This is a genomic window from Devosia lucknowensis, from assembly GCF_900177655.1.
GTDB lineage: Bacteria > Pseudomonadota > Alphaproteobacteria > Rhizobiales > Devosiaceae > Devosia > Devosia lucknowensis.
On sequence record NZ_FXWK01000001.1, the window covers coordinates 593,203 to 612,228 of the forward strand.

Annotated in this window: 15 protein-coding genes; 5 read left to right on the plus strand and 10 right to left on the minus strand. The window is 62.7% G+C overall.

The window, feature by feature from the left end:
• Positions 1 to 13: 13 nt before the first annotated feature.
• From CCK88_RS02775 to CCK88_RS02815, 9 genes are all read right to left on the minus strand, one after another.
• Positions 14 to 814 carry an alpha/beta fold hydrolase gene (locus CCK88_RS02775; protein WP_086470778.1) on the minus strand — a complete coding sequence of 267 codons (801 nt, stop codon included), beginning with the start codon at positions 812 to 814 and terminating at the stop codon, positions 14 to 16.
• Positions 815 to 881: 67 nt separating this feature from the next.
• A complete protein-coding gene (locus CCK88_RS02780) occupies positions 882 to 1,829 on the minus strand; it encodes a glycoside hydrolase family protein (RefSeq protein ID WP_086469012.1) in 948 nt (315 codons plus the stop codon).
• Positions 1,830 to 1,866: 37 nt separating this feature from the next.
• Entirely contained in the window at positions 1,867 to 2,787 is a 921-nt protein-coding gene (locus CCK88_RS02785; RefSeq protein WP_086469013.1) for an ABC transporter ATP-binding protein, read from the minus strand.
• Positions 2,784 to 3,824 (minus strand): ABC transporter ATP-binding protein, encoded by a 1,041-nt coding sequence (locus tag CCK88_RS02790; RefSeq protein ID WP_086469014.1) that lies wholly within the window; start codon positions 3,822 to 3,824, stop codon positions 2,784 to 2,786. Before CCK88_RS02790 ends, CCK88_RS02785 begins: the two co-directional genes overlap by 4 nt.
• 127 nt (positions 3,825 to 3,951) lie before the next feature.
• Positions 3,952 to 4,809, minus strand: a complete 858-nt coding sequence (locus CCK88_RS02795; protein ID WP_086469015.1) for an ABC transporter permease — start codon at positions 4,807 to 4,809, stop codon at positions 3,952 to 3,954.
• Between the two features lie 4 nt (positions 4,810 to 4,813).
• On the minus strand, positions 4,814 to 5,818 hold the full coding sequence (locus tag CCK88_RS02800) for an ABC transporter permease (protein WP_086469016.1): 1,005 nt from the start codon (positions 5,816 to 5,818) through the stop codon (positions 4,814 to 4,816).
• Between the two features lie 177 nt (positions 5,819 to 5,995).
• The gene (locus CCK88_RS02805) at positions 5,996 to 7,879 is read right to left on the minus strand and encodes an ABC transporter substrate-binding protein (RefSeq protein ID WP_086470779.1); all 1,884 of its coding nucleotides are present in this window, start codon (positions 7,877 to 7,879) and stop codon (positions 5,996 to 5,998) included.
• A 293-nt stretch (positions 7,880 to 8,172) separates the two neighbouring features.
• On the minus strand, positions 8,173 to 9,684 hold the full coding sequence (gene arfA / locus CCK88_RS02810) for an arabinosylfuranosidase ArfA (protein WP_086469017.1): 1,512 nt from the start codon (positions 9,682 to 9,684) through the stop codon (positions 8,173 to 8,175).
• 152 nt (positions 9,685 to 9,836) lie between these two features.
• Positions 9,837 to 10,766, minus strand: coding sequence for an ArsR/SmtB family transcription factor (locus CCK88_RS02815; RefSeq protein ID WP_086469018.1), 930 nt, complete (start codon positions 10,764 to 10,766; stop codon positions 9,837 to 9,839).
• A gap of 241 nt (positions 10,767 to 11,007) precedes the next feature.
• Here CCK88_RS02815 and CCK88_RS02820 point away from each other — a divergent pair, with 241 nt between their 5' ends.
• Together CCK88_RS02820 and CCK88_RS02825 are read left to right on the plus strand one after the other, a co-directional pair.
• Positions 11,008 to 13,275 carry an NADP-dependent malic enzyme gene (locus CCK88_RS02820; RefSeq protein WP_086469019.1) on the plus strand — a complete coding sequence of 756 codons (2,268 nt, stop codon included), beginning with the start codon at positions 11,008 to 11,010 and terminating at the stop codon, positions 13,273 to 13,275.
• Between the two features lie 218 nt (positions 13,276 to 13,493).
• On the plus strand, positions 13,494 to 14,486 hold the full coding sequence (locus CCK88_RS02825; protein WP_086469020.1) for an MDR family oxidoreductase: 993 nt from the start codon (positions 13,494 to 13,496) through the stop codon (positions 14,484 to 14,486).
• On the opposite strand, the gene CCK88_RS02830 is transcribed toward CCK88_RS02825, so the two are convergent.
• Positions 14,483 to 15,520 (minus strand): LacI family DNA-binding transcriptional regulator, encoded by a 1,038-nt coding sequence (locus CCK88_RS02830; RefSeq protein WP_086469021.1) that lies wholly within the window; start codon positions 15,518 to 15,520, stop codon positions 14,483 to 14,485. The two genes, CCK88_RS02825 and CCK88_RS02830, sit on opposite strands and share 4 nt — an antisense overlap.
• A 164-nt stretch (positions 15,521 to 15,684) precedes the next feature.
• Here CCK88_RS02830 and CCK88_RS02835 point away from each other — a divergent pair, with 164 nt between their 5' ends.
• From CCK88_RS02835 to CCK88_RS02845, 3 genes are all read left to right on the plus strand, one after another.
• Entirely contained in the window at positions 15,685 to 16,719 is a 1,035-nt protein-coding gene (locus tag CCK88_RS02835; protein ID WP_086469022.1) for a Gfo/Idh/MocA family protein, read from the plus strand.
• 12 nt (positions 16,720 to 16,731) lie between these two features.
• Entirely contained in the window at positions 16,732 to 17,634 is a 903-nt protein-coding gene (locus CCK88_RS02840) for a sugar phosphate isomerase/epimerase family protein (protein WP_086469023.1), read from the plus strand.
• Between the two features lie 86 nt (positions 17,635 to 17,720).
• Entirely contained in the window at positions 17,721 to 18,953 is a 1,233-nt protein-coding gene (locus CCK88_RS02845) for an ABC transporter substrate-binding protein (protein WP_086469024.1), read from the plus strand.
• Positions 18,954 to 19,026: the final 73 nt, after the last annotated feature.

The following is a 19,026-nucleotide window of genomic DNA, read 5'->3' on the forward strand; positions in this document are numbered from 1 at the left end:
CAGATGCAAGGGTCTAGAAGGCTAGCGCGTCCAGGAAGTCGAGCACCGCGGCATTGAACTGTGCGGGCCTCTGCACGGGCGCGAAATGCGTGACGTCGGGGAGTTCCACCAGCCGTGCGCCGGGGATGGTCCGGGCGATGTACCGCGCGTGGTCGGGCAGGATGAACTCGTCCGCTTCCGCCCATGCGACGGTGACCGGAACATCGATCGCCGCAAGGTCAGCCCTTGAGTAGTCCGGCTGCGTCCTCTGCATCACCTGCAGCGCCGCGCTCATCGCCTCGAACCGCGCCGGGTAGGGCGAGAGGGCGGCATAGTCCTTCTTGTGCCGCTCGAGGCATCGACCGATCGTGTCGGTCATGACGAACGGTCGTGACCCGCTCGCATCCACATTGCACGCGAAATAGAACACACCCGCCACCCGCTCCGGATGCGCTTTCGCCAGCGCCAGTCCCGTGCAGGCGCCGTCGCTCCAGCCCACCAGCGCTGCCCGCTCGATGCCCAGATGGTCGAGTATCGCCAGCGCATCGTCCGCGAATTGTGCGTAGGAGAAGGCGCCCCCGTCCCAGTCGCTGCGGCCATGCCCGCGGCTGTCGATCGCGATCACCCGGTACCCGGCATCGAGGAGCGCGGGCACCTGGTGCCCGAAATTTCCTGCATTCCCCATGCCGCCATGCGCAAGGATCACGGCCGGTCCGCGCCCGTAGTCCCCGAACCACACACGAACCCCGTCACGGTCCAGGTAAGCGCCATCAGGCGGCAGTGCCGGCGGTCCGTTGGCGGCGAAGTCGAACAATGCGTCGTCCTGGAACACGATCCATCCTCCTGGGTTCGCCACCACGACGAAGAACGACGTCCGTTTTCGACACCCGGGGTGCGCCGGGTCAGCCCAGGAGCCCGACGCCGGCGGGCACGTCGCGGTCGCAAAGGAGCACGCCGTCCACGACCGTCAGCCGCGCCTGGTGGATGGCGGTGCGGCGCGCCGCGACATCGGGCGGTCCTTCGGCCTGGCTGCGCTCGTCCCATTCGGGATGCGTGAAGTAGAACATCGCCGCGTGGTCCCTGAAGGCCAACACGTCCGCATGCCGCATGTAGCGCTGGTCCGCTTCATGTGCGCCGGGATCAGCCCCGATCAGGCCCTGCCGCTTCCACAGCCGCGTATCGTCCGAACGGAACACGCCCTGGCCGTGCCACTCGTCCACGATCAGCCAGTAGTAGCCGCCCAGAGCGAAAACGTTCGGCCCCTCATGCGGATCGCCATAGGGCGAGCCGGCAAGCACGCGGCCCTCGAGCTGCCAGTCGAACAGATCCGCGCTCGACGCACTCCAGGTGCTCGATCCCGCCGCCTCATCCTTGTACCACATGCGCCAGCGCCCGTCGGGGCACTTGAACACGCACGCGTCGATCACCCGTCGGCTCGACAGGTTGATCGGCCCGACCCGGGTCCAGCGCACCAGATCGGGGCTCGTGAAATGCGTCATCGTCCGCGGGATGCCCCGCCAGTCGTCCGGCACCCCGGAAATATAGCTCAGGAACATGTGATACTGTCCCTCGGCGAACAGGATTTCCGGCGCCCAGTGCGTATTGCCGCCGGGCGTGTCGGCCGGATCGTCGAGCCCCGCCACCGTGCCGCGATAGTGCCAGCTCGCCCCGCCGTCGATGCTCATCGCCAGCCCGATGGCCGAGCCGTGGATCCAGCTGAATTTCGGCCCCTCCGCACCGGCCCGCCGGTTGGTGTAGAACATCCACCATTCGTCGGTGCCCTCGCGGCGCACCACGACAGGGTCCGCCGCGCCATCCTCGATCGGATCACGAAAGATCGGTGCGCTCATTGTCTCGTCAATCGCTGCCGCCGGTCACGCGACCGGCTCACGCTCCTTCATAGACCCGAACGCTGCGTCCGTCAGCCCGGGCAACCAGCCGTCCGGCCCGACCCATGCTGTCATTGGCCCTGCGCAGCATGTCCGGGTCGGTCCCGAGCTTGCCCGCGCCCGCATCATCGGTGGACAGCACCGATGCCTTGAGCAGCTGCGAATAGGGGTGCTCGGGCCTCTCGAGCACGGTCCGCGCGTCGCCCATCTCCACGATCCGGCCGCGCTGCATGATGATCAGCCGGTTCGAAATGTAATAGGCCGTCGCCAGGTCGTGCGTGATGTAGATCACCGAAACCCCGAGGTCGTCGCGCAGGCTCTTGAGCAGGTTGACGATGCTCATGCGCAGGCTCGCATCCACCATCGACACCGGCTCGTCGGCGATCAGCAGCGGCGGGCTCGGAATCAGCGCCCGCGCAATGGCGCAGCGCTGCAACTGGCCACCGCTCATCTCATGCGGAAACCGGCCCCGGACTTCCTTGAGGCTGAGCCCCACCTTTTGCAGCGCTTCGTCCATGGCCTTGTCGATCGCCGCCCTGTCGGACGTATCGAGAAACCGCCGCGCCGTGCTTTCCAGGTAGCGCTCGATCTTCTTGAGCGGGTTGAATGCCTCGAACGGGTTCTGGAACACCGGCTGCACATTGGCCATGAACTTGAGGCGCGCCTCCCGCCCGGCATGCCGGTCCACCTTCTGCCCCTGGAACAGGATCTCGCCCGAACTGGGGTCCTCCAGTCCGAGGATCATGCGCGCCAGCGTGGTCTTGCCCGATCCGGACTCGCCGATGATCGTGAAGATTTCGGGCTTTTCCGCCGAGAGCGAGAAGCTGGCATCCGACACGGCCTCCACCACCTTGCGGCCCAGCAGGCCCCCCATGGTGAAGCGCTTGGAAACGTCGCGAACGTCGAGAAGTGTCGTCATGCCATCACTCCCGCAGGCTTGGTCGCATTCACCAGCGGCTCCACGTCGCGCCAGCGCCAGCACGCCGTGCGATGATCGGGTCCCACCACTTCCATCGGCGGCACCTCCTTTCGGCACTTGTCGATCGCCAGCGGGCAGCGGGGATTGAAACGACAGCCCTGCGGCGGATCGGCCAGGTTCGGCGGCCGGCCCTCGAGGGCAGGGCGCTGCTGCGTGTCGCCTATGCGCGGCAGGCTCGCGACCAGATGCGCCGTATAGGGATGCTTGGGCGCGAAGAACATGTCGCGCGTCCGCCCTTCTTCCACGAGGCGTCCCGCATAGATGATGCCCACGCGGTCGGCGACATTGGCGTGCACGCTCATGTCGTGGGTCACGAACACCACCGAGGCGCCCATTTCCGTCTGGATGTCGCGAATGAGGCTGAGCACTTCCTTTTGCACCACGACGTCGAGGGCCGTGGTCGGCTCGTCGGCGATGATGAATTCAGGATGACACACGGTCGCCAGCCCGATCGTCACGCGTTGCCGCATGCCGCCGGACAACTCGTGCGGATAGGCCCGCAGTACGTCGGGCGGCAGTTTGAGCCGCGCCAGGTGGTTGACCACGCGCTCTTCGAATGCCGTGCCTTTGAGGCCCAGCGGACGCTGCGCGAAATCCTTGAAGGTCTTGCCGATCCGCCGTACCGGATTGAGCACGCTCATCGAGCCCTGCATGATGTAGGAGAGGTGCTTCCAGCGGATCGCCTCGATCTCCTGTTTGCTGGCATGCGCCACGTCGATCGGCCCGTTGGCGAAACTGTACTTGGCCGTGCCGCTCACCACCCGCAGGGGCGGGCGGATGGCCGCGGCCAGCACCTTGATGAAGCTTGTCTTGCCCGACGAGCTTTCCCCGGCAATGCCGTAGACCTCGTTTTTGCGCATGGTCACGGTGATGTCGTCGACGGCCCGAACTTCCCGGCTCACGCCGAAATAGTTCATCTGGTAGTAAGCCTTGAGGTTCTCGACCTTGAGAATTTCGGGGTTGTTTTCCAGGGTCATTCGCTGGATTCTCCACAAACTCGGAGCGCCACCTCCCCCCTCGCGGGGGAGGCAAGCATAGCTTGGCGCGTAGCGCCTAGCGGCGCTCGGAGGGGGGCGTGCGGGGCACGTTGATAGCCGATCCCCCTCATGCGCCCATCCTCCGCAGCCGGCTGCGCGGATCGATATATTCGTTCATCGACACGGCCAGCAGGAACAGTCCGAGGAAGGTCATGACGATCAGCACCACGGGGATGGCCAGCCACCACCACACGCCCACCACGATCGCCGAATGCGAGTTGGCCCAGTAGAGCACCGTGCCGATGGTGGGGTTGTTGAGGTTGGTAAAGCCGAGCACGGCCAGCGTCACCTCGAGGCCGATCGACCACAGCATGTTGTTCATGAAGGTGGAGAACACGATCGGCATCACATAGGGCAGGTGCTCCTCGAGCAGCACCTTGCGGGTACTCATGCCGGCGAACACGGCATGGCGGGTAAACTCGCGATGCTTGAGGCCCAGCGCCACCGAGCGGATCAGCCGCGCGTCGAACGGCCAGCCGAAGCAGGCCATGATCAGCGCCAGGGTGAAGCTGTCCATGCTGTTGCGCAGGACGAAATAGAACAGCACGAGGATCGGGAAAATCGGCACGGCGACGAAGATGTCGTTGATGAACATCAGCACCCGGTCGACCCAGCCACCGACATATCCCGACAGCAGCCCCACCGTGATTGAAATGATGCGCGACAGCACCGCCACCGTCACCCCGAAGATCAGGCTGTTCCGGAACGCAGCCGAAAGCTGCCAGAACAGGTCCTGCCCGCGCGAATTGGTGCCGAACCAGTATTGCGCCGAGGGCGGCTGGTCGGGGACGGCCATGTAGATCAGTGTCGGATCGACCGGCGACACGAAGCTGAGGAGGGCGAAGATCACCACGATGCTGACGAGGATCAGGCCGATGGTGAATTCGAGGTTGTAGCGAACGAGGTCGCGGAAAACGGCAAACATGGCGCTACTCCGCACGCACGCGAGGATCGAGCAGGGGGTGCAGCATGTCGACGATGAAGATCGCGCCCGCCACTGCGGTGATGGAGACGGTGGATACCGCCAGGACCAGGGAGTAATCGCCATAGTTCACCGCATCGATCAGCAGTGACCCAAGGCCCGGATAATTGAACACTTCCTCGGTGATGACCGTCCCCGAAAACACCCCGCCCAGCGCCATTGCAAGGGCCGTCAGTTGCGGCACGACGGCGTTGCGGATCACGTAGCTGCCCGCGATCGTTTCGCGTTTCAGGCCCGCCAGTTCGGCATAGGTCACGTAGTCGTCGTTGATGACATTGCTGACCAGCGCCCGCATGCCGAGGAACCAGCCGCCGAAACCGACCAGCACCAGCGACACCGCCGGAAGAATGGAATGCTGGATGATCGAGCCGGCAAAGGCCCAGCTCCAGCCCGGTCGGACATCCATCGCAAAACCACCCGAAATCGGCAGCAGCGGAATGAAGTAGCCGAAGATGATCAGGAGGATGAAGGCCACGATATAGTAGGGGATCGGCTGGATGCCCATGGCGACGATGCCGAAGGCCTTGAGGAACCGGTTGTTGGGGTTATAGCCGGCCAGCGCGCCGAACAGGTTGCCGATCACAAAGGTGAAGAGGGTGGAGGTGACCAGAAGCCCCAGCGTCCAGGGCATGGCCCGGCCCACGAGGTCCATGGAAGGGGTCGGAAACGCCAGCAGCGAGGGGCCCAGGTCGCCGCGCAACAGTCGGGTCCAGAAGTTGAAGTACTGCTCGAGGATGGGCTGGTTCGTGCCGTACATTTCGGACAGCGCCACGCGGGTCGCCTCGATCGCCTCGGGTGAAAGATTGGACCGGGCGGAGAGACGGCCCAGCACCTGTTCCACCGGGTCGATCGGCGACAGGTGTGTCACGAGGAACGTGGCGGATATTGCGCAGAAGATCACCGCGAACAATTGCAGCAATCTTTTGCCGACGAACCAGAAATAGGCCTGCATCAGGACTCCTTCACCTTACCGGTCGCGTCTGCAGCTGACACTGGCATGCAGGAAACCGGACCCTTCCCGTTGCGTCCACGCTGCAGTTCTGCAGCGCCGGCGGAACGGGAAGGGGCGTGCCGGAGGGCACGCCCCTCCATGGCGCCCGGCTTGCGCCGGGCACCTGGGAGGACCTCGTCAGGAAGCGCCTTCGACAGGCGTGATCTGGGTGAAGATGTAGCGACCGTTCGACCAGTTGGTGACCGGGTTCGCATAGGGCTTTTCGATGTTCGGCCAGCCGGTCCAGAAGCGGTTCGACTGCACGGAGAACACGTTGTAGGACATGATCGGAATGTTCGGCATCTCCTCGAGATGCAGCTTCACGAAATCATGGCCGTATTCGATGCCGACGGGATCGTTGAAGTCGCTCGCGCGGACCTTCTCGATGATCTCGTCGAGCCGTGGATCCTGCCAGCGCATCCAGTTGCGGTCCGGTTGGGATTCGCCCAGCGGCTTGATGTATTCGGAGTGGTAGCTGTCGAGGAAGAAGCTGAGGTCGGGGTGACCGCCCCAGGTTTCCACGGCCCAGGCGATGTTGACGTCGAAATTGCCGACGCGCTGGCGATCCCAGGTGTCGGAAGCCGCCTCCATCTCCGCGCCGATCCCGTGCTGCGCCCAGGTCTGGGCAATGATGCCGCCGAGGCGGTTGACCACGCCGTCGGTGGGCACCATCACCGAGAAGGCGAATGGCTGGCCATCAGGCATCGTCCACTGGTTGCCGTTCTTGGTGAAGCCGGCTTCGGTGAGCAGGGCTTCTGCCGTGGCGATATCCTGCTTCCACCAGCCATAGCCGAAGGCGTTGCGGACGGCATCCTCGTCGGTCGGGGCGTCGGGGAATTGGCCGCGCACCATGTCTGCGATCTGCATGCCGATGGTCGGATCGTACGGCTTGACCGTGTTGCCGCCGGCCGTGATCTCGTAATTGGTCAGGAATTCCTGCAGCGGCGCATGGTAGTCGCGCGGATGCGTGCCGGTTGGGGGCACCGAGATGGCCGAAAGCGTTGCGGCGCCTCGGTACGAGGCCATCGACATGGCGCGGGCGTCCAGCATCAGCGCCAGGGCCCAGCGGACGCGCTTGTCCTGGAACAGGGGCTTCTGCAGGTTGAAGATCGCCATCACCAGCGTCGGATCGGGATGGGCATAGGGGAAGCCGGGGAACCAGCCCTGGATTTGCGGATCTTCCTTGATGATCGAGAAGGTCGCTTCCGGTGACAGGTCGTGCACCATGTCGAGATTGCCGTTGCGCATCTCGATCAGGCGGTTATCCGGGTTGATATTGTTGCGGTAGATGATGAACTTAGGTTTCGGCTCGCCGATCATGCCCAGGGCGGTGCGCTGCCAGTCTTCTCGACGTTGCCAGATGTACCAGGTGCCGTTCGGGTCATAGGAGTGCAGCGTATAGGGCCCGATGCTGACCGGCGGATCGTTCGGGAAGCTCAGGATATCCTCGACGCCTTCGAAATGGGCCTTGGACATGATCCAGGCACCCGTCCAGCGCACCGAGAATAGCGTGTGGAAGCGCGAATTGGGGCCCTTGAGGGTGAACTTGACGGTATAGGGGTCGACGGCCTCGACGGTTTCGACCTGCGCATTGAAGGCGCCGTTCTGCGACAGGCCGGGTGTTGCCTTGTGCTTCTCGACGGTGAAGACGACGTCATCAGCCGTGAACTCGTTGCCGTCGCTCCAGAAGATGCCCTGCTTGAGCTTCACGGTCATTTCCGTGAAGTCCTCGTTGTACTGCCACAGGTCGTCGGCCAGCGAATTGTAGATGGCGTTCTCGCTCGAGCCCTCGATACCGGCATCGGGATCGATGAACCAGAATGTGTCCGTGGTCAGCTGGTGCAGGCCGTTCGAGATACCTGAACCTGCGCCCACGACCCAGTTGTTGAACCAGGCGGGATTGCGGATGACCCCTTCGGGGTTGTGGATGATCAGCGTCTCATTTCGCGGAAACTGCGCCAGGTCGGGTGCCGTCCCTGCGGCGGCATCCTGGGCGAAGGCCATGCCTTTGCCGGCGATCATCAGCGCGCCGATTGCGGTCGAGCCGATCAGAAAACTGCGTCTGTCCATTGAGTTCCTCCCTTTGCGGTTACGCCCTTCGGGCGGCCTGTTGCACGGCTTTGCCGGGCGATAAGTCATACTTAACCAGGGGTATGGGGGTGTCAATGTGTTTTCTGATGTAAATCCGAAACTATGATATTAAATTGAAAGAGGCACATCGCTTCCGATGTGCCTCCGGGCTGCACGCCATGGTCATCGCAAATGCTAACCATGTGCTAGCGAATTGCGTTCTGGCGTTACGATTGGACGATCCGTCACGCCTTCAGGCGGATCATTTGATACGAATAGGGCGGCAGCGAGACCGTCAGCCGGCCGTCCGCGACCTTTGCTCCCGAACCTGCGCGCGGCTTCACTTCGTCCTGCTTCCGTGCCGTGTTGACGGCCTTGAGGTCGGCGTGTGTCATCACCTGGTGATCGATAACCGATGCATTATCAAAGCCTTGCAGGCTCACTTCGGAATCGATGCTTTCGGTCGGATGCCGGTTGACCAGGAAGAAGGTCAGTGTCCCATCCTCGTCGTTGCGGACACCCGAGACGTCCACATACGCAGTCTTGGGCGAATGGGTCGTTTCATAGTCCGGTGAACTGGTAACCAGGTCCAGCGCCGTGCCACGGCCATAAACCGAGGCAAAATAGTAGGGGTAGTAGATGGTCTGAGCCCATGCCGGGCCGCCCTTTTCGGTCATGATCGGCGCGATCACGTTTACGAGCTGGGCGATACAGGCGATCTTCACCACGTCCGAGCGGCGGATGAAGGTGTTGAGGATGAGGCCCACCATCAGCACGTCTTCGAAATTGTAGATGTCTTCCAGGAGGCCCGGCGCGTGCGGCCAGCCGCCATTGCCGTCGAGGATTTCGCGATCCTTCTTGTTGGAATGGTACCAGACGTTCCATTCGTCGAAGGAGATGTAGATGTCCTTCTTGCTCTTCTTCTTGGCCTTCACCTGCTTGATCGTCGCCGCGACGGTCTCGATGTAGCGATCGAGTTTTTCGCTCAGGCCCAGGTAGTTAGGCGTGTTGTCGTCGCGATTGGCGAAGTACATGTGGAGCGAGATATGGTCCACGTGGTCATAGGTGTGTTCGAGCACGATGCGTTCCCAATCCGGGAACGTCGGCATGTCCATGTGCGAGGAGCCGCAGACCACCAGTTCGAGCTTGTTGTCGAACATGCGCATGGCGCGTGCAGTGTTGGCGGCCAGCTTGCCATACTCGTCGGCATCCTTGTGGCCGACCTGCCAGGGGCCGTCCATCTCGTTGCCGAGGCACCAGAGCTTGACGTTCCAGGGCTCCTTGCGACCGTTCTTGATGCGTAGGTCCGACCAGTAGGAACCGCCTGGATGGTTCACATATTCGAGGAAGTTGCGGGCATCGTCGACGCCGCGCGACCCCAGGTTCACGGCCAGCATCATCTCCGTGCCGACGGTGGCGCACCAGTCGGCGAATTCGTGGATGCCGACCTTGTTGCTCTCGGAAGTGTGCCAGGCGAGGTCGAGCCGGGTGGGGCGCTCCTCGCGCGGCCCGATGCCGTCTTCCCAGTTATACGCCGACACGAAATTGCCGCCTGGATAGCGCACCACCGGCACGTTGAGGTCCTTCACCAGCTTGGCGACGTCTCCCCGCATCCCGTCCTTGTCGGCCGTCGGATGGTCGGGCTCGTAGATGCCCTCATAAACCGCCCGGCCCAGATGCTCCAGAAAGGCCCCATAGACACGATCGTCGATTTTGGCGATCGTAAAATCCTTGTTCGCGATAACGGACGCTTTCATGGCCCCTCCACTTATTCCGAAATTCTGATTTATATCATTATTTCGGTTTTAGCGGTGACGAGCTGACCGCGCAAGGCCTTTTGTATGATTTTTGCCGTGATGCCATCCCTGTCGCGCATTCCGGCTTAAGTCACGGAAATGGCATGAACAATTCAGCGATCCGTATGCAGGCGCAGGATAATGTCCTGATCGTAATTCCCAAAACCGCGTCCGAAAATATTGATCCCGCCAGGGTGCTTCGCGTCAGGCTTCACCGCGATGCGCAGCCGGATAGAGTGGTGGTTCGCTAGGTCGAGGTCGTGCAGGGACACCGGCGAGATTTTCATCCCGTCGACGTAAGTGCCATCGGGCGTGACGCGCCAGCTCTTGAGTTTGCCATATTGGCTGCCCTTGAGCTTCCACCAGTCCGGCGTGTAGACGCCGCGCTTGTCCCCATAATCTCCGGTAGAAAGCCAGGTGCCGATTTCGGTGCCGTTGACCGAAAGGGTGATGTCGCTCGGCCAGTCCGCCGAGGTTCCCGGTACTTCCGAACTGAGCTCCATGACGAATTCCATGGTCTCGATCGTGTGCTGTGCCAGCTTCGCATTGTTGGGAAACTGGTATTCGAGGTATCCCCGCGTGAACCAGATCAGACCGGCCTTCATGCGGTCCGGGTCGAGAAAAGTGTCCGGCACGTCCAGAAGGCCGATTATGCCTTCAGTAGAGCAGAGCCCGCAGGGCGCCGTGACGTCACAACTTGTGTAGAGCCCCAGCGGCATCGAGACTTCGATCGTGTTCGACTTGAGCGGCTTGATGTCGTCTTTGAACATCACCAGCACTTCATCGAACGTCGAGTGGCAGATCTTCTGGTTACCCTTACGGGCTTTCTGCGTCTCGGTGCGGATAAGGCCTGCTGACTCAAGGATCTGCAGGTTGGTCGACACGGTCGATTGCGGCAAGCTCAGGCGCTCGGCGATGTCGTTGCCATTGAGCGGGCCTTCGACATGCAGCAGTTTCAGCATCTTGACCCGCACGGGGGAGGCAAGGCCCTTAAGCACCTCGATGCCCTCTTCGGGATCAATCACCAGGAAGTTCTTGCTCATGAAACCGCAATTCTCCACATCGATTGCAATTCGTACGTATCAGAAATACTGAATTGGTCAAATGCCGGTATTCTCGCTGCTTTTGCCTGTCGTCGGGTTTGAAACTGAAAATCAGATTCCGTCGGTGACGACCGCACGGCGCCGAGCGCAATTCGACTAAGGCATAACTTCCCCTTGCCGCCGCGACCTGCTGAGGAACAGGCTCGGCCGGTGCTCAAGAAGACCGGCAAGGGAGAGAACCATGTCCGACGATAAGGCGCAGAGCCTGCGCGACGCAGCGCTGCATTTCCATGAACATCCGCGCCCAGGCAAGCTCGAGATTGTGGCGACGAAACCGCTCGCCAATACCCGAGACCTGTCGCTGGCCTATTCGCCGGGCGTAGCCATTCCATGCGAGGAGATCGCGGCCGATCCTCAGGCGGCCTATAAATATACGTCCAAGGGTAACCTTGTCGCGGTGATTTCTAACGGCACGGCCGTGCTCGGACTGGGCAATATCGGCGCGCTGGCGTCCAAGCCCGTGATGGAAGGCAAGGCGGTCCTCTTCAAGAAATTTGCCGGCATCGACAGCATCGATCTCGAGGTCAACGAGCAGGACCCTAAACGCTTCATCGAGATCGTGGCGCCGCTCGAGCCGAGCTTCGGCGGCATCAATCTCGAGGACATCAAGGCGCCCGAGTGCTTCGAGATCGAAGAAGCGCTGCGCGAACGCATGAATATCCCGGTCTTCCACGACGACCAGCACGGCACTGCCATCATCGTTGCCGCGGCGGTCATCAACGCCATGCGCCTCGTCAAGAAGGACATCGGCGCGGTCAAGATCGTGACCTCGGGGGCGGGGGCCGCGGCCATTGCGTGCATGAACATGCTGATCGCCGTCGGTGCAAAACGCGAGAACATCTGGATTGCTGACTCCAAGGGTCTGGTGACGAAAAAGCGCGACAACTCCGTTGATCGCTGGCGCGGCGCCTTCGCTCAGGACACCGACGCGACAGAGCTTGGCGACGTCATGGCGGGGGCGGATATCTATGTCGGTTTGTCCAAGGCCGGCGCGCTTAAGCCCGAGATGATGAAGGACATGGCGCCCAATCCGCTGATCCTGGCGCTGTCCAACCCCATTCCCGAAATCATGCCCGAACTGGCCAAGGCCACGCGCCCCGATGCCCTGGTGTGCACCGGCCGATCCGACTACCCTAACCAGGTCAACAACGTCCTCTGCTTTCCCTTCCTGTTCCGTGGGGCGCTCGACTGCGGTGCAACCACGATCAACGAAGAGATGAAGGCTGCAGCCGCCCATGCCATCGCCAAGCTGGCGCACGAGCCCGGCCTCGAAGCCACTGCCCACGGGGTGCCGGCGATTTTTGGGCCCGAATACCTGATCCCGAACCCATTCGATCAGCGCCTGATCCTGCGCATCGCTCCTTCAGTCGCAAAGGCCGCGATGGAGTCCGGCGTGGCCCAGCGGCCTATCGTCGATTTCGATGCCTATCGTGACCAACTGCGCCGCTTCGTGTTCCGGTCCGGCCTGGTGATGAAGCCGATGATCGAGCGCGCCCAGGCGGCAGCCCAGCGTATAGCCTTCGCCGATGGCGAGGACGAGCGCGTTTTGCGCGCGGCCCAGGTGATCCTCGAGGACGGCATCGGCAAGCCGATCCTCATCGGGCGACCGTCGGTCATTGAATCACGTTTGGAGCGTTTCGGGCTAACGATCCGTGCCGGCAGCGATTTCGAAATCATCAACCCCGAGGACGACCCGCGTTATCGTGACTATGTCGCCGATTTCCATGCCCTGGTGGGTCGTAAGGGCGTGACGCCCGACACCGCGCGCACCATCGTCCGCACCAACACAACCGTCATCGGGGCGCTGGCCGTTCGGCGCGGTGAGGCCGATGCACTGATCTGTGGGCTGCAGGGCCGTTTCATCAAGCACGCCCGCGACATCCATTCGGTAATCGGCGTTGCCCCTGGCGCACAGCAGCTGTCGGCGCTGTCCATGTTGATCCTCAACCGGGGCGTGTTCTTCCTGGCCGACACCTACGCCAACATCGATCCCAGCGAGGACGAACTGGTCTCGATTGCGCTGCAGGCCCGCGACCACCTCAAGCGGTTCAACATCGATGCCCGTGCCGCGCTTCTGAGCTATTCCAACTTCGGCTCGCGCGATGGCGACACGTCCATCAAGATGCGCGCCGTCTACGAAAAGCTCAAATCGGTGGCCCCGGACCTGGTGGTGGAGGGGGAAATGCAGGGCGATCTGGCCGTCAATGCCGAATTGCGCGAGCGCTACATCCCCGATTCTGTGCTGAGGGGTGAAGCCAATCTGCTGATCTTCCCGAACCTCGAAGCGGCCAACCTGTCCATGACCCTGCTCAAGGAACTCAATAACGGTCTCCATATCGGTCCCATCCTCATGGGTACGGCCAAGCCGGCACATATCCTGGCGCCCTCGGTCACCAGCCGCGGTATCGTCAACATGGCCGCGATTGCCGCGACCGAAGCGGCGGGCTGAGCCTTCCAGCGGGCCGCTAAGGAGGGCTTGTCCTGAGTAGGTGGCTCGCGAATGGCCAACAGCCCGTCCGATACAAGTGGAACGATCTGGGGCCGTGTGGATGACGGCGATGGACAGGGCATGGCCGCTGTTGCACAGCCCCGGATAAGTCGGCACTCTGGCCACAACAAAACGGCCCCACTGCCCTTCGGGTGATCAACGAACGAGGAGAAAAGCCCATGACTTTCCGCGCCTTGCTGACCGAGAAAGCCGAGGATGGGGCCGTATCGTCAACCGTCCAGGCGATCGACGAGATCAGGCTGCCGGAAGGCGATGTCACGGTCGATGTGGAATGGGCCGGGCTCAACTACAAGGATGGATTGTGCCTCACGGGGCAGGGAGGGCTGGTTCGGACCTATCCCCATGTCGCCGGCATAGATTTCTCGGGACGCGTCCGCGAAAGCAGCGATGTTCGCTACCGCATCGGGGACCCGGTGGTGCTCACGGGCTGGCGCGTGGGCGAAACGCAATGGGGCGGCTATGCCGAACGCGCCCGGGTCAAGGGAGATTGGCTCGTGCCGCTTCCCGCCAATCTTTCAACCCGCGACGCCATGGTGATGGGCACCGCCGGGCTCACGGCCATGCTGGCTATCAACAAACTCGAATTTCTCGGCATCACCCCGTCCACCGGCGAGATACTGGTGACGGGCGCAGCCGGCGGTGTCGGCTCCATCGCAGTGGCCCTGCTCAAGCGGTTGGGTTACGCAGTCGCTGCACTTTCTGGTCGTCCCCAGCATGCTGACATGCTCAAGACCCTCGGCGCGGTGAGCGTGATCGACAGGTCCGAGTTCCTGGCTCAGCCCGACAAGCCGCTCGAATCTGCGCGCTTCGCCGGCGTGGTCGATTGCGTCGGCGGCGACATCCTGGGGAAAGTGCTGCGCCAGGTCGCCTACGGCGGGGCGGTGGCCAGCCTAGGCAATGCTGCTGGCATCGGCCTCTCCACCAACGTCCTGCCATTCCTATTGCGGGGGGTGACCCTGGCCGGCATCGACAGCGTGATGCAGCCATTCGACGCCCGCGTTGCCGCATGGACGCGTTTGACAAACGTGTTCGACTTCCCCGCCTATGAGGGCAATGTCTCGGAAGTGGGCCTCGCTGCCTTGCCGGAGCAGGCCCAGGCCATCCTCAAGGGCGAGGTGAAGGGGCGCGTCCTTGTCGATCCGCGCGCCTAGACCCGAAGCGGCTGGTCGCTATTGCCTTCGATGAGATCAAGCGGAACGACCCGCCGCACGACGCCCTGCGGATAATGCGCCGCATAGGCCGGCATGGTGGCCAGCAGGCCCTCCGCCAGCTCGATCCCGAGGTCGCGCAGGGAAAGGTGGAAGCAGGTCAGCTTGGGGTTGAGATACTGGGAGTTGGTGCTGTGCCGTCCGATGATGGCGCAGTCGGCGCCCGGCTTGATGCCGCAGTCATAGAGCCCGCGATAAAGGCCCACGGTCAGCATTTCGTTGGTGAGCAGGAAGCCCGTAGGTCGCTCGTCACCAGGCATGGCCGCGATCCGCTCGCCGATTTCGTGCCCACCCCGATCATTGGGATAGGCCCGGAACACCAGATCCGGATCGAAGGCGATGCCGTTCCGTGCCAATGCTTCCTGGTAGCTGTCCACGAACACATGGCCCAGGTTGATGTCGTCGAGGGGGGCAAAGACACCGATCCGCCGGTGGCCCTTGGCTACCAGCCTGTCCACACCCTCATGCGCCATGCCCTCGAAGTCGAGGTCGAGCCAGGGGTGTCCGACATCGGTCAGGCTGCGGCCCAGCGCGATGAACGGGATGTTGCGATCGGCAAGGTAGGTGATGCGATGGTCGTGGCGCTTGGTCGCGGAAATGATCAATCCATCCACGAAGCCCCGCGCGACGACGCGCTGCAGGTAGGCATCCGGATCTTCCTCGGATGAACACAGCAGCACCACGAGATCGAGCTGGTGACGCGCACACACCGTTTGCACCCCGTCAAAGACGCTCATGAAGAACACGTCGCCGTCGCCGGTGATTTCCGAGCCCGACTGCATCATGAACCCGACGACTCCGGTCGAGCCTTTTCGCAGCGAACGACCGGCCTGGTTCGGGACGTAGCCGATCGCCGCAGCAGCGTCGAGCACGCGCTTGCGAGTCTCCTCACTGACGTCGGGCTTGCCGTTGAGGGCGCGCGACACGGTTCCGATCGAGACGTTGAGCTCTTGTGCCAACCGCCTGATGCCATTCATTTTTCGGTATTCCTAGACCCCACAACGCTTCGGCCAGAAACGTTTACGATTTCCCATTGACAGCCAACCCATCCCAATAATAGCGTCGTAAACGTTTACGGGACAGTATTCAGCGATGCCGCACAAGACGGTACGACCGAGCGAAAGTCCATAGGGAGGTTACCTTGGCATTCACGGCAGTGCTCGTCGGTTGCGGCGGCATGTCCAAAGGCTGGCTGACGGCCATCACCACGCATCCACTGCTGTCGGGCAGGGTGCAGGTGGTCGGTCTCGTCGATCTCGATCGCGCCACCGCCGAAGCGCGTGCCACCGAGTTCGGACTTTCCGACGCGGTGATCGGTACCGATCTCGACGCGGTCCTGGCCCAGACCAAGCCCGACCTCCTGTTCGACGTCGTGGTGCCGATAGCACGCGCCGGGGTCGTCGAGGCCGGCCTTCGCCACGGCTGCAACGTGCTCAGCGAAAAGCCGATGGCCACGAGCCTCGCCGAGGGCAGAGCCATGATCGAACAGGCCCGCGCGGCCGGGCGCGTCCACGCCGTGGTGCAGAACCGCCGCTTCATTTCCGGCGTGCGCCGGCTTCGCGCCCTGATTGAAAGTGGCGCCATCGGACGGCTGACCAGCCTCAACTGCGATTTCTTCATCGGCGCCCACTTCGGTGGTTTCCGCGAGGACATGGACAATGTCCTGCTTCTCGATATGGCGATCCATACGCTCGACGCCGCCCGCTTCATGTCGGGTAAGGCCGCACGCGCCGTCTACTGCCTCGAGACCAATCCGCCCGGCTCCTGGTATCGGCATGGCGCTGCCGCCAACGCCATCTTCGAATTCGAGGACGAGGTGGTGTTCAACTATCGCGGATCGTGGGCGGCCGAGGGGGCGACGACGAGCTGGGAAAGCGCTTGGCGCATCGTCGGCACGGAAGGCACCGTGCTCTGGGACGGTGCCGACCGGTTCGAGGCCCGCGTCGTCGATGGCGACGACGGTTTCCTGCGTCCGCTGCGGGAAATCGAGGTTCCCGAACTCCCCAGTCTCGACCAGACGCACGGCCATGCCAGCGTCGTCGCCGAGTTCCTCGACGCCATCGAGACCGGCCGCCGCCCGGAGACCGACGGCACCGACAACATCAAAAGCCTCGCCATGGTCTTCGCCGCCATCGACAGCGCCAAGACCCATCAGTGCGTGACCATTTCTGTTTAAAGGACTTTCTTCGTGACCGACCCCGCAAAAGCCATCCGCATCGGCACCATGATCAGCGCCTCGGGCGGTACGGCTGCGCAGCGCATTGCGACCATTGCCGATATGGGATTCGAGAGCTTCGAGCCCTTCTTCTGGCAGACCACCAACGGTCAGGACATTGCCGAGCTTGGCAAGCGCTGCAAGGACGCTATCGGAGAGCGCGACATCACCATGTCCACCATCGGCATGTTCGGCAATCCGCTGGAAGACCAGGACATGGACCGCCAGACCCTGCAGGGCTGGAAGGACTGCATCGACAACGCCCATCATTTCGGTGCCGACACGGTGGCCGGCTTCACGGGTCGCATCCGTAACAAGCCGCTGACCGATAGCCTTCCGCAATACAAGAAAGTGTGGTCCGAGCTGGCCCGGCGCGCCGCCGACAAAGGCGTCCGCATCGCTTTCGAGAATTGTGCCATGGATGGCAACTGGCAGACCGGCGACTGGAACATCGCCCACAATCCAGACGCCTGGGAGCTGATGTTCAACGAAACCCCGGACGACAATATCGGGCTCGAATGGGAGCCCTGTCACCAGATGGTCTACCTGATCGACCCGCTCCCGCAGATCCGCAAGTGGGCCAAGAAGATCTTCCACGTGCACGGCAAGGACGCCACGATCCGCTGGGACGTGATCCGCGAGCACGGCATCTTCGGCAAGGAGAAGTTCGTCTTCATGCGCACGCCCGGCTTCGGCGACAGCAACTGGACGGACGTCATCTCCGAGCTGCGGCTCGCCGGCTGGTCCGGCTCCATCGACATCGAGGGCTGGCATGACCCGGTCTATCGCGATGCGCTCGAAATGACCGGGCAGGTCCGGGCGCTCAACTACCTCAAGGACTGCCGCGGCGGCGACTACGTCGACAACCGCAACTGACGAGTTTCCCATCCGGCGTCGAGGAGGGCGCCGGATGGGATGTGAACGGCGGGCGAAATGCCCGTCACCATTGGGAGGAGAGAACCATGACTAACCGTTTCGGCCTTTTGGGCGCGATCGCCCTGGCATCCACTGCGCTGGTATCGCTGGCCCCCGCCATCGCCCAGGACGAGGTCACCATCACCATCTGGTCGCTTGACGATGCCAATCAGCCGGCGCTGAACCTGGCGCGCGAATTCGACGAGCTCGAGCCCGGCATCAAGGTGGAATACCGCGAAATCCAGTTCGACGACGTCGTCAGCGAGGCCATGCGCGCCTTCGCCACCGGCCAGGCGCCCGACATCATCGCGGTCGACAATCCTGAGCACGCCCTGTTCGCTGCGCGGGGCGCTTTCCTCGACATCACCGACATGGTGGCCAATTCCGAGGTCATCGATCCGGCCAACTATTTCCCCGGTCCGCTGAATTCCGTCACCTGGGATGGCAAGCTGTTCGGCGTGCCCAAGGCTACCAACACCATCGCGCTCTATTACAACAAGGATCTCTACGCCAAGGCCGGCATCACCGAGCCGCCCCAGACCTGGGACGAACTGGTGGAGGTCTCGCGCAAGCTCACCGACCCGGCCAACAATGTCTACGGCCTCGCCTTTTCGGCCAAGGCCAGCGAAGAAGGCACCTTCCAATTCCTGCCCTGGGCCCAGATGGGCGGCGGCGGCTACGACAACATCAATGCCCCGGGCGCTGTGAAGGCCCTTGGCATCTGGAAGACCATCATGGACGAGAAACTGGCCTCGCCTGATACGCTGACCCGCGGCCAGTGGGATTCCACCGGCACCTTCAACTCCGGCAATGCCGCACAGGTCATTTCGGGTCCGTGGGAACTCAACCGCATGCTCGAAGAAGCCAAGTTCGACTGGGGCGTGGCGCTGCTGCCGACCGAAACTGAGGGCGGTACGCGCTCATCGGCCATGGGCGACTTCAACTGGGCGATCTTCGCCTCGACCCAGCACCCCGAAGAAGCCTTCAAGGCGCTGGAATACTTCGCCAGCCAGGACGATCGCCTGTTCCCCGAATTCGGCCAGCTTCCGGCCCGTTCGGATATCGAACTGCCTGAAACCGGCGAGCCTCTGAAAGATGCGGCGCTCAAGGTCTTCCTCGAGCAGCTTCAGTACGCCCAGGCTCGCGGCCCGCATCCGGAATGGCCCAAGATCTCGAAGGCTATCCAGGACGCCATCCAGCAGGCCCTGACCGGCCAGGCTGAGCCTCAGGCTGCACTCGACACCGCCGCTGCAACAATCAGCGGCATACTGGGGAACTGACCTCCTCCCGACGACTGGCTGCCCGGGCAACCGGGCAGCATCTTCTACAGCCTGGGACGAATTGAGGGGAGGG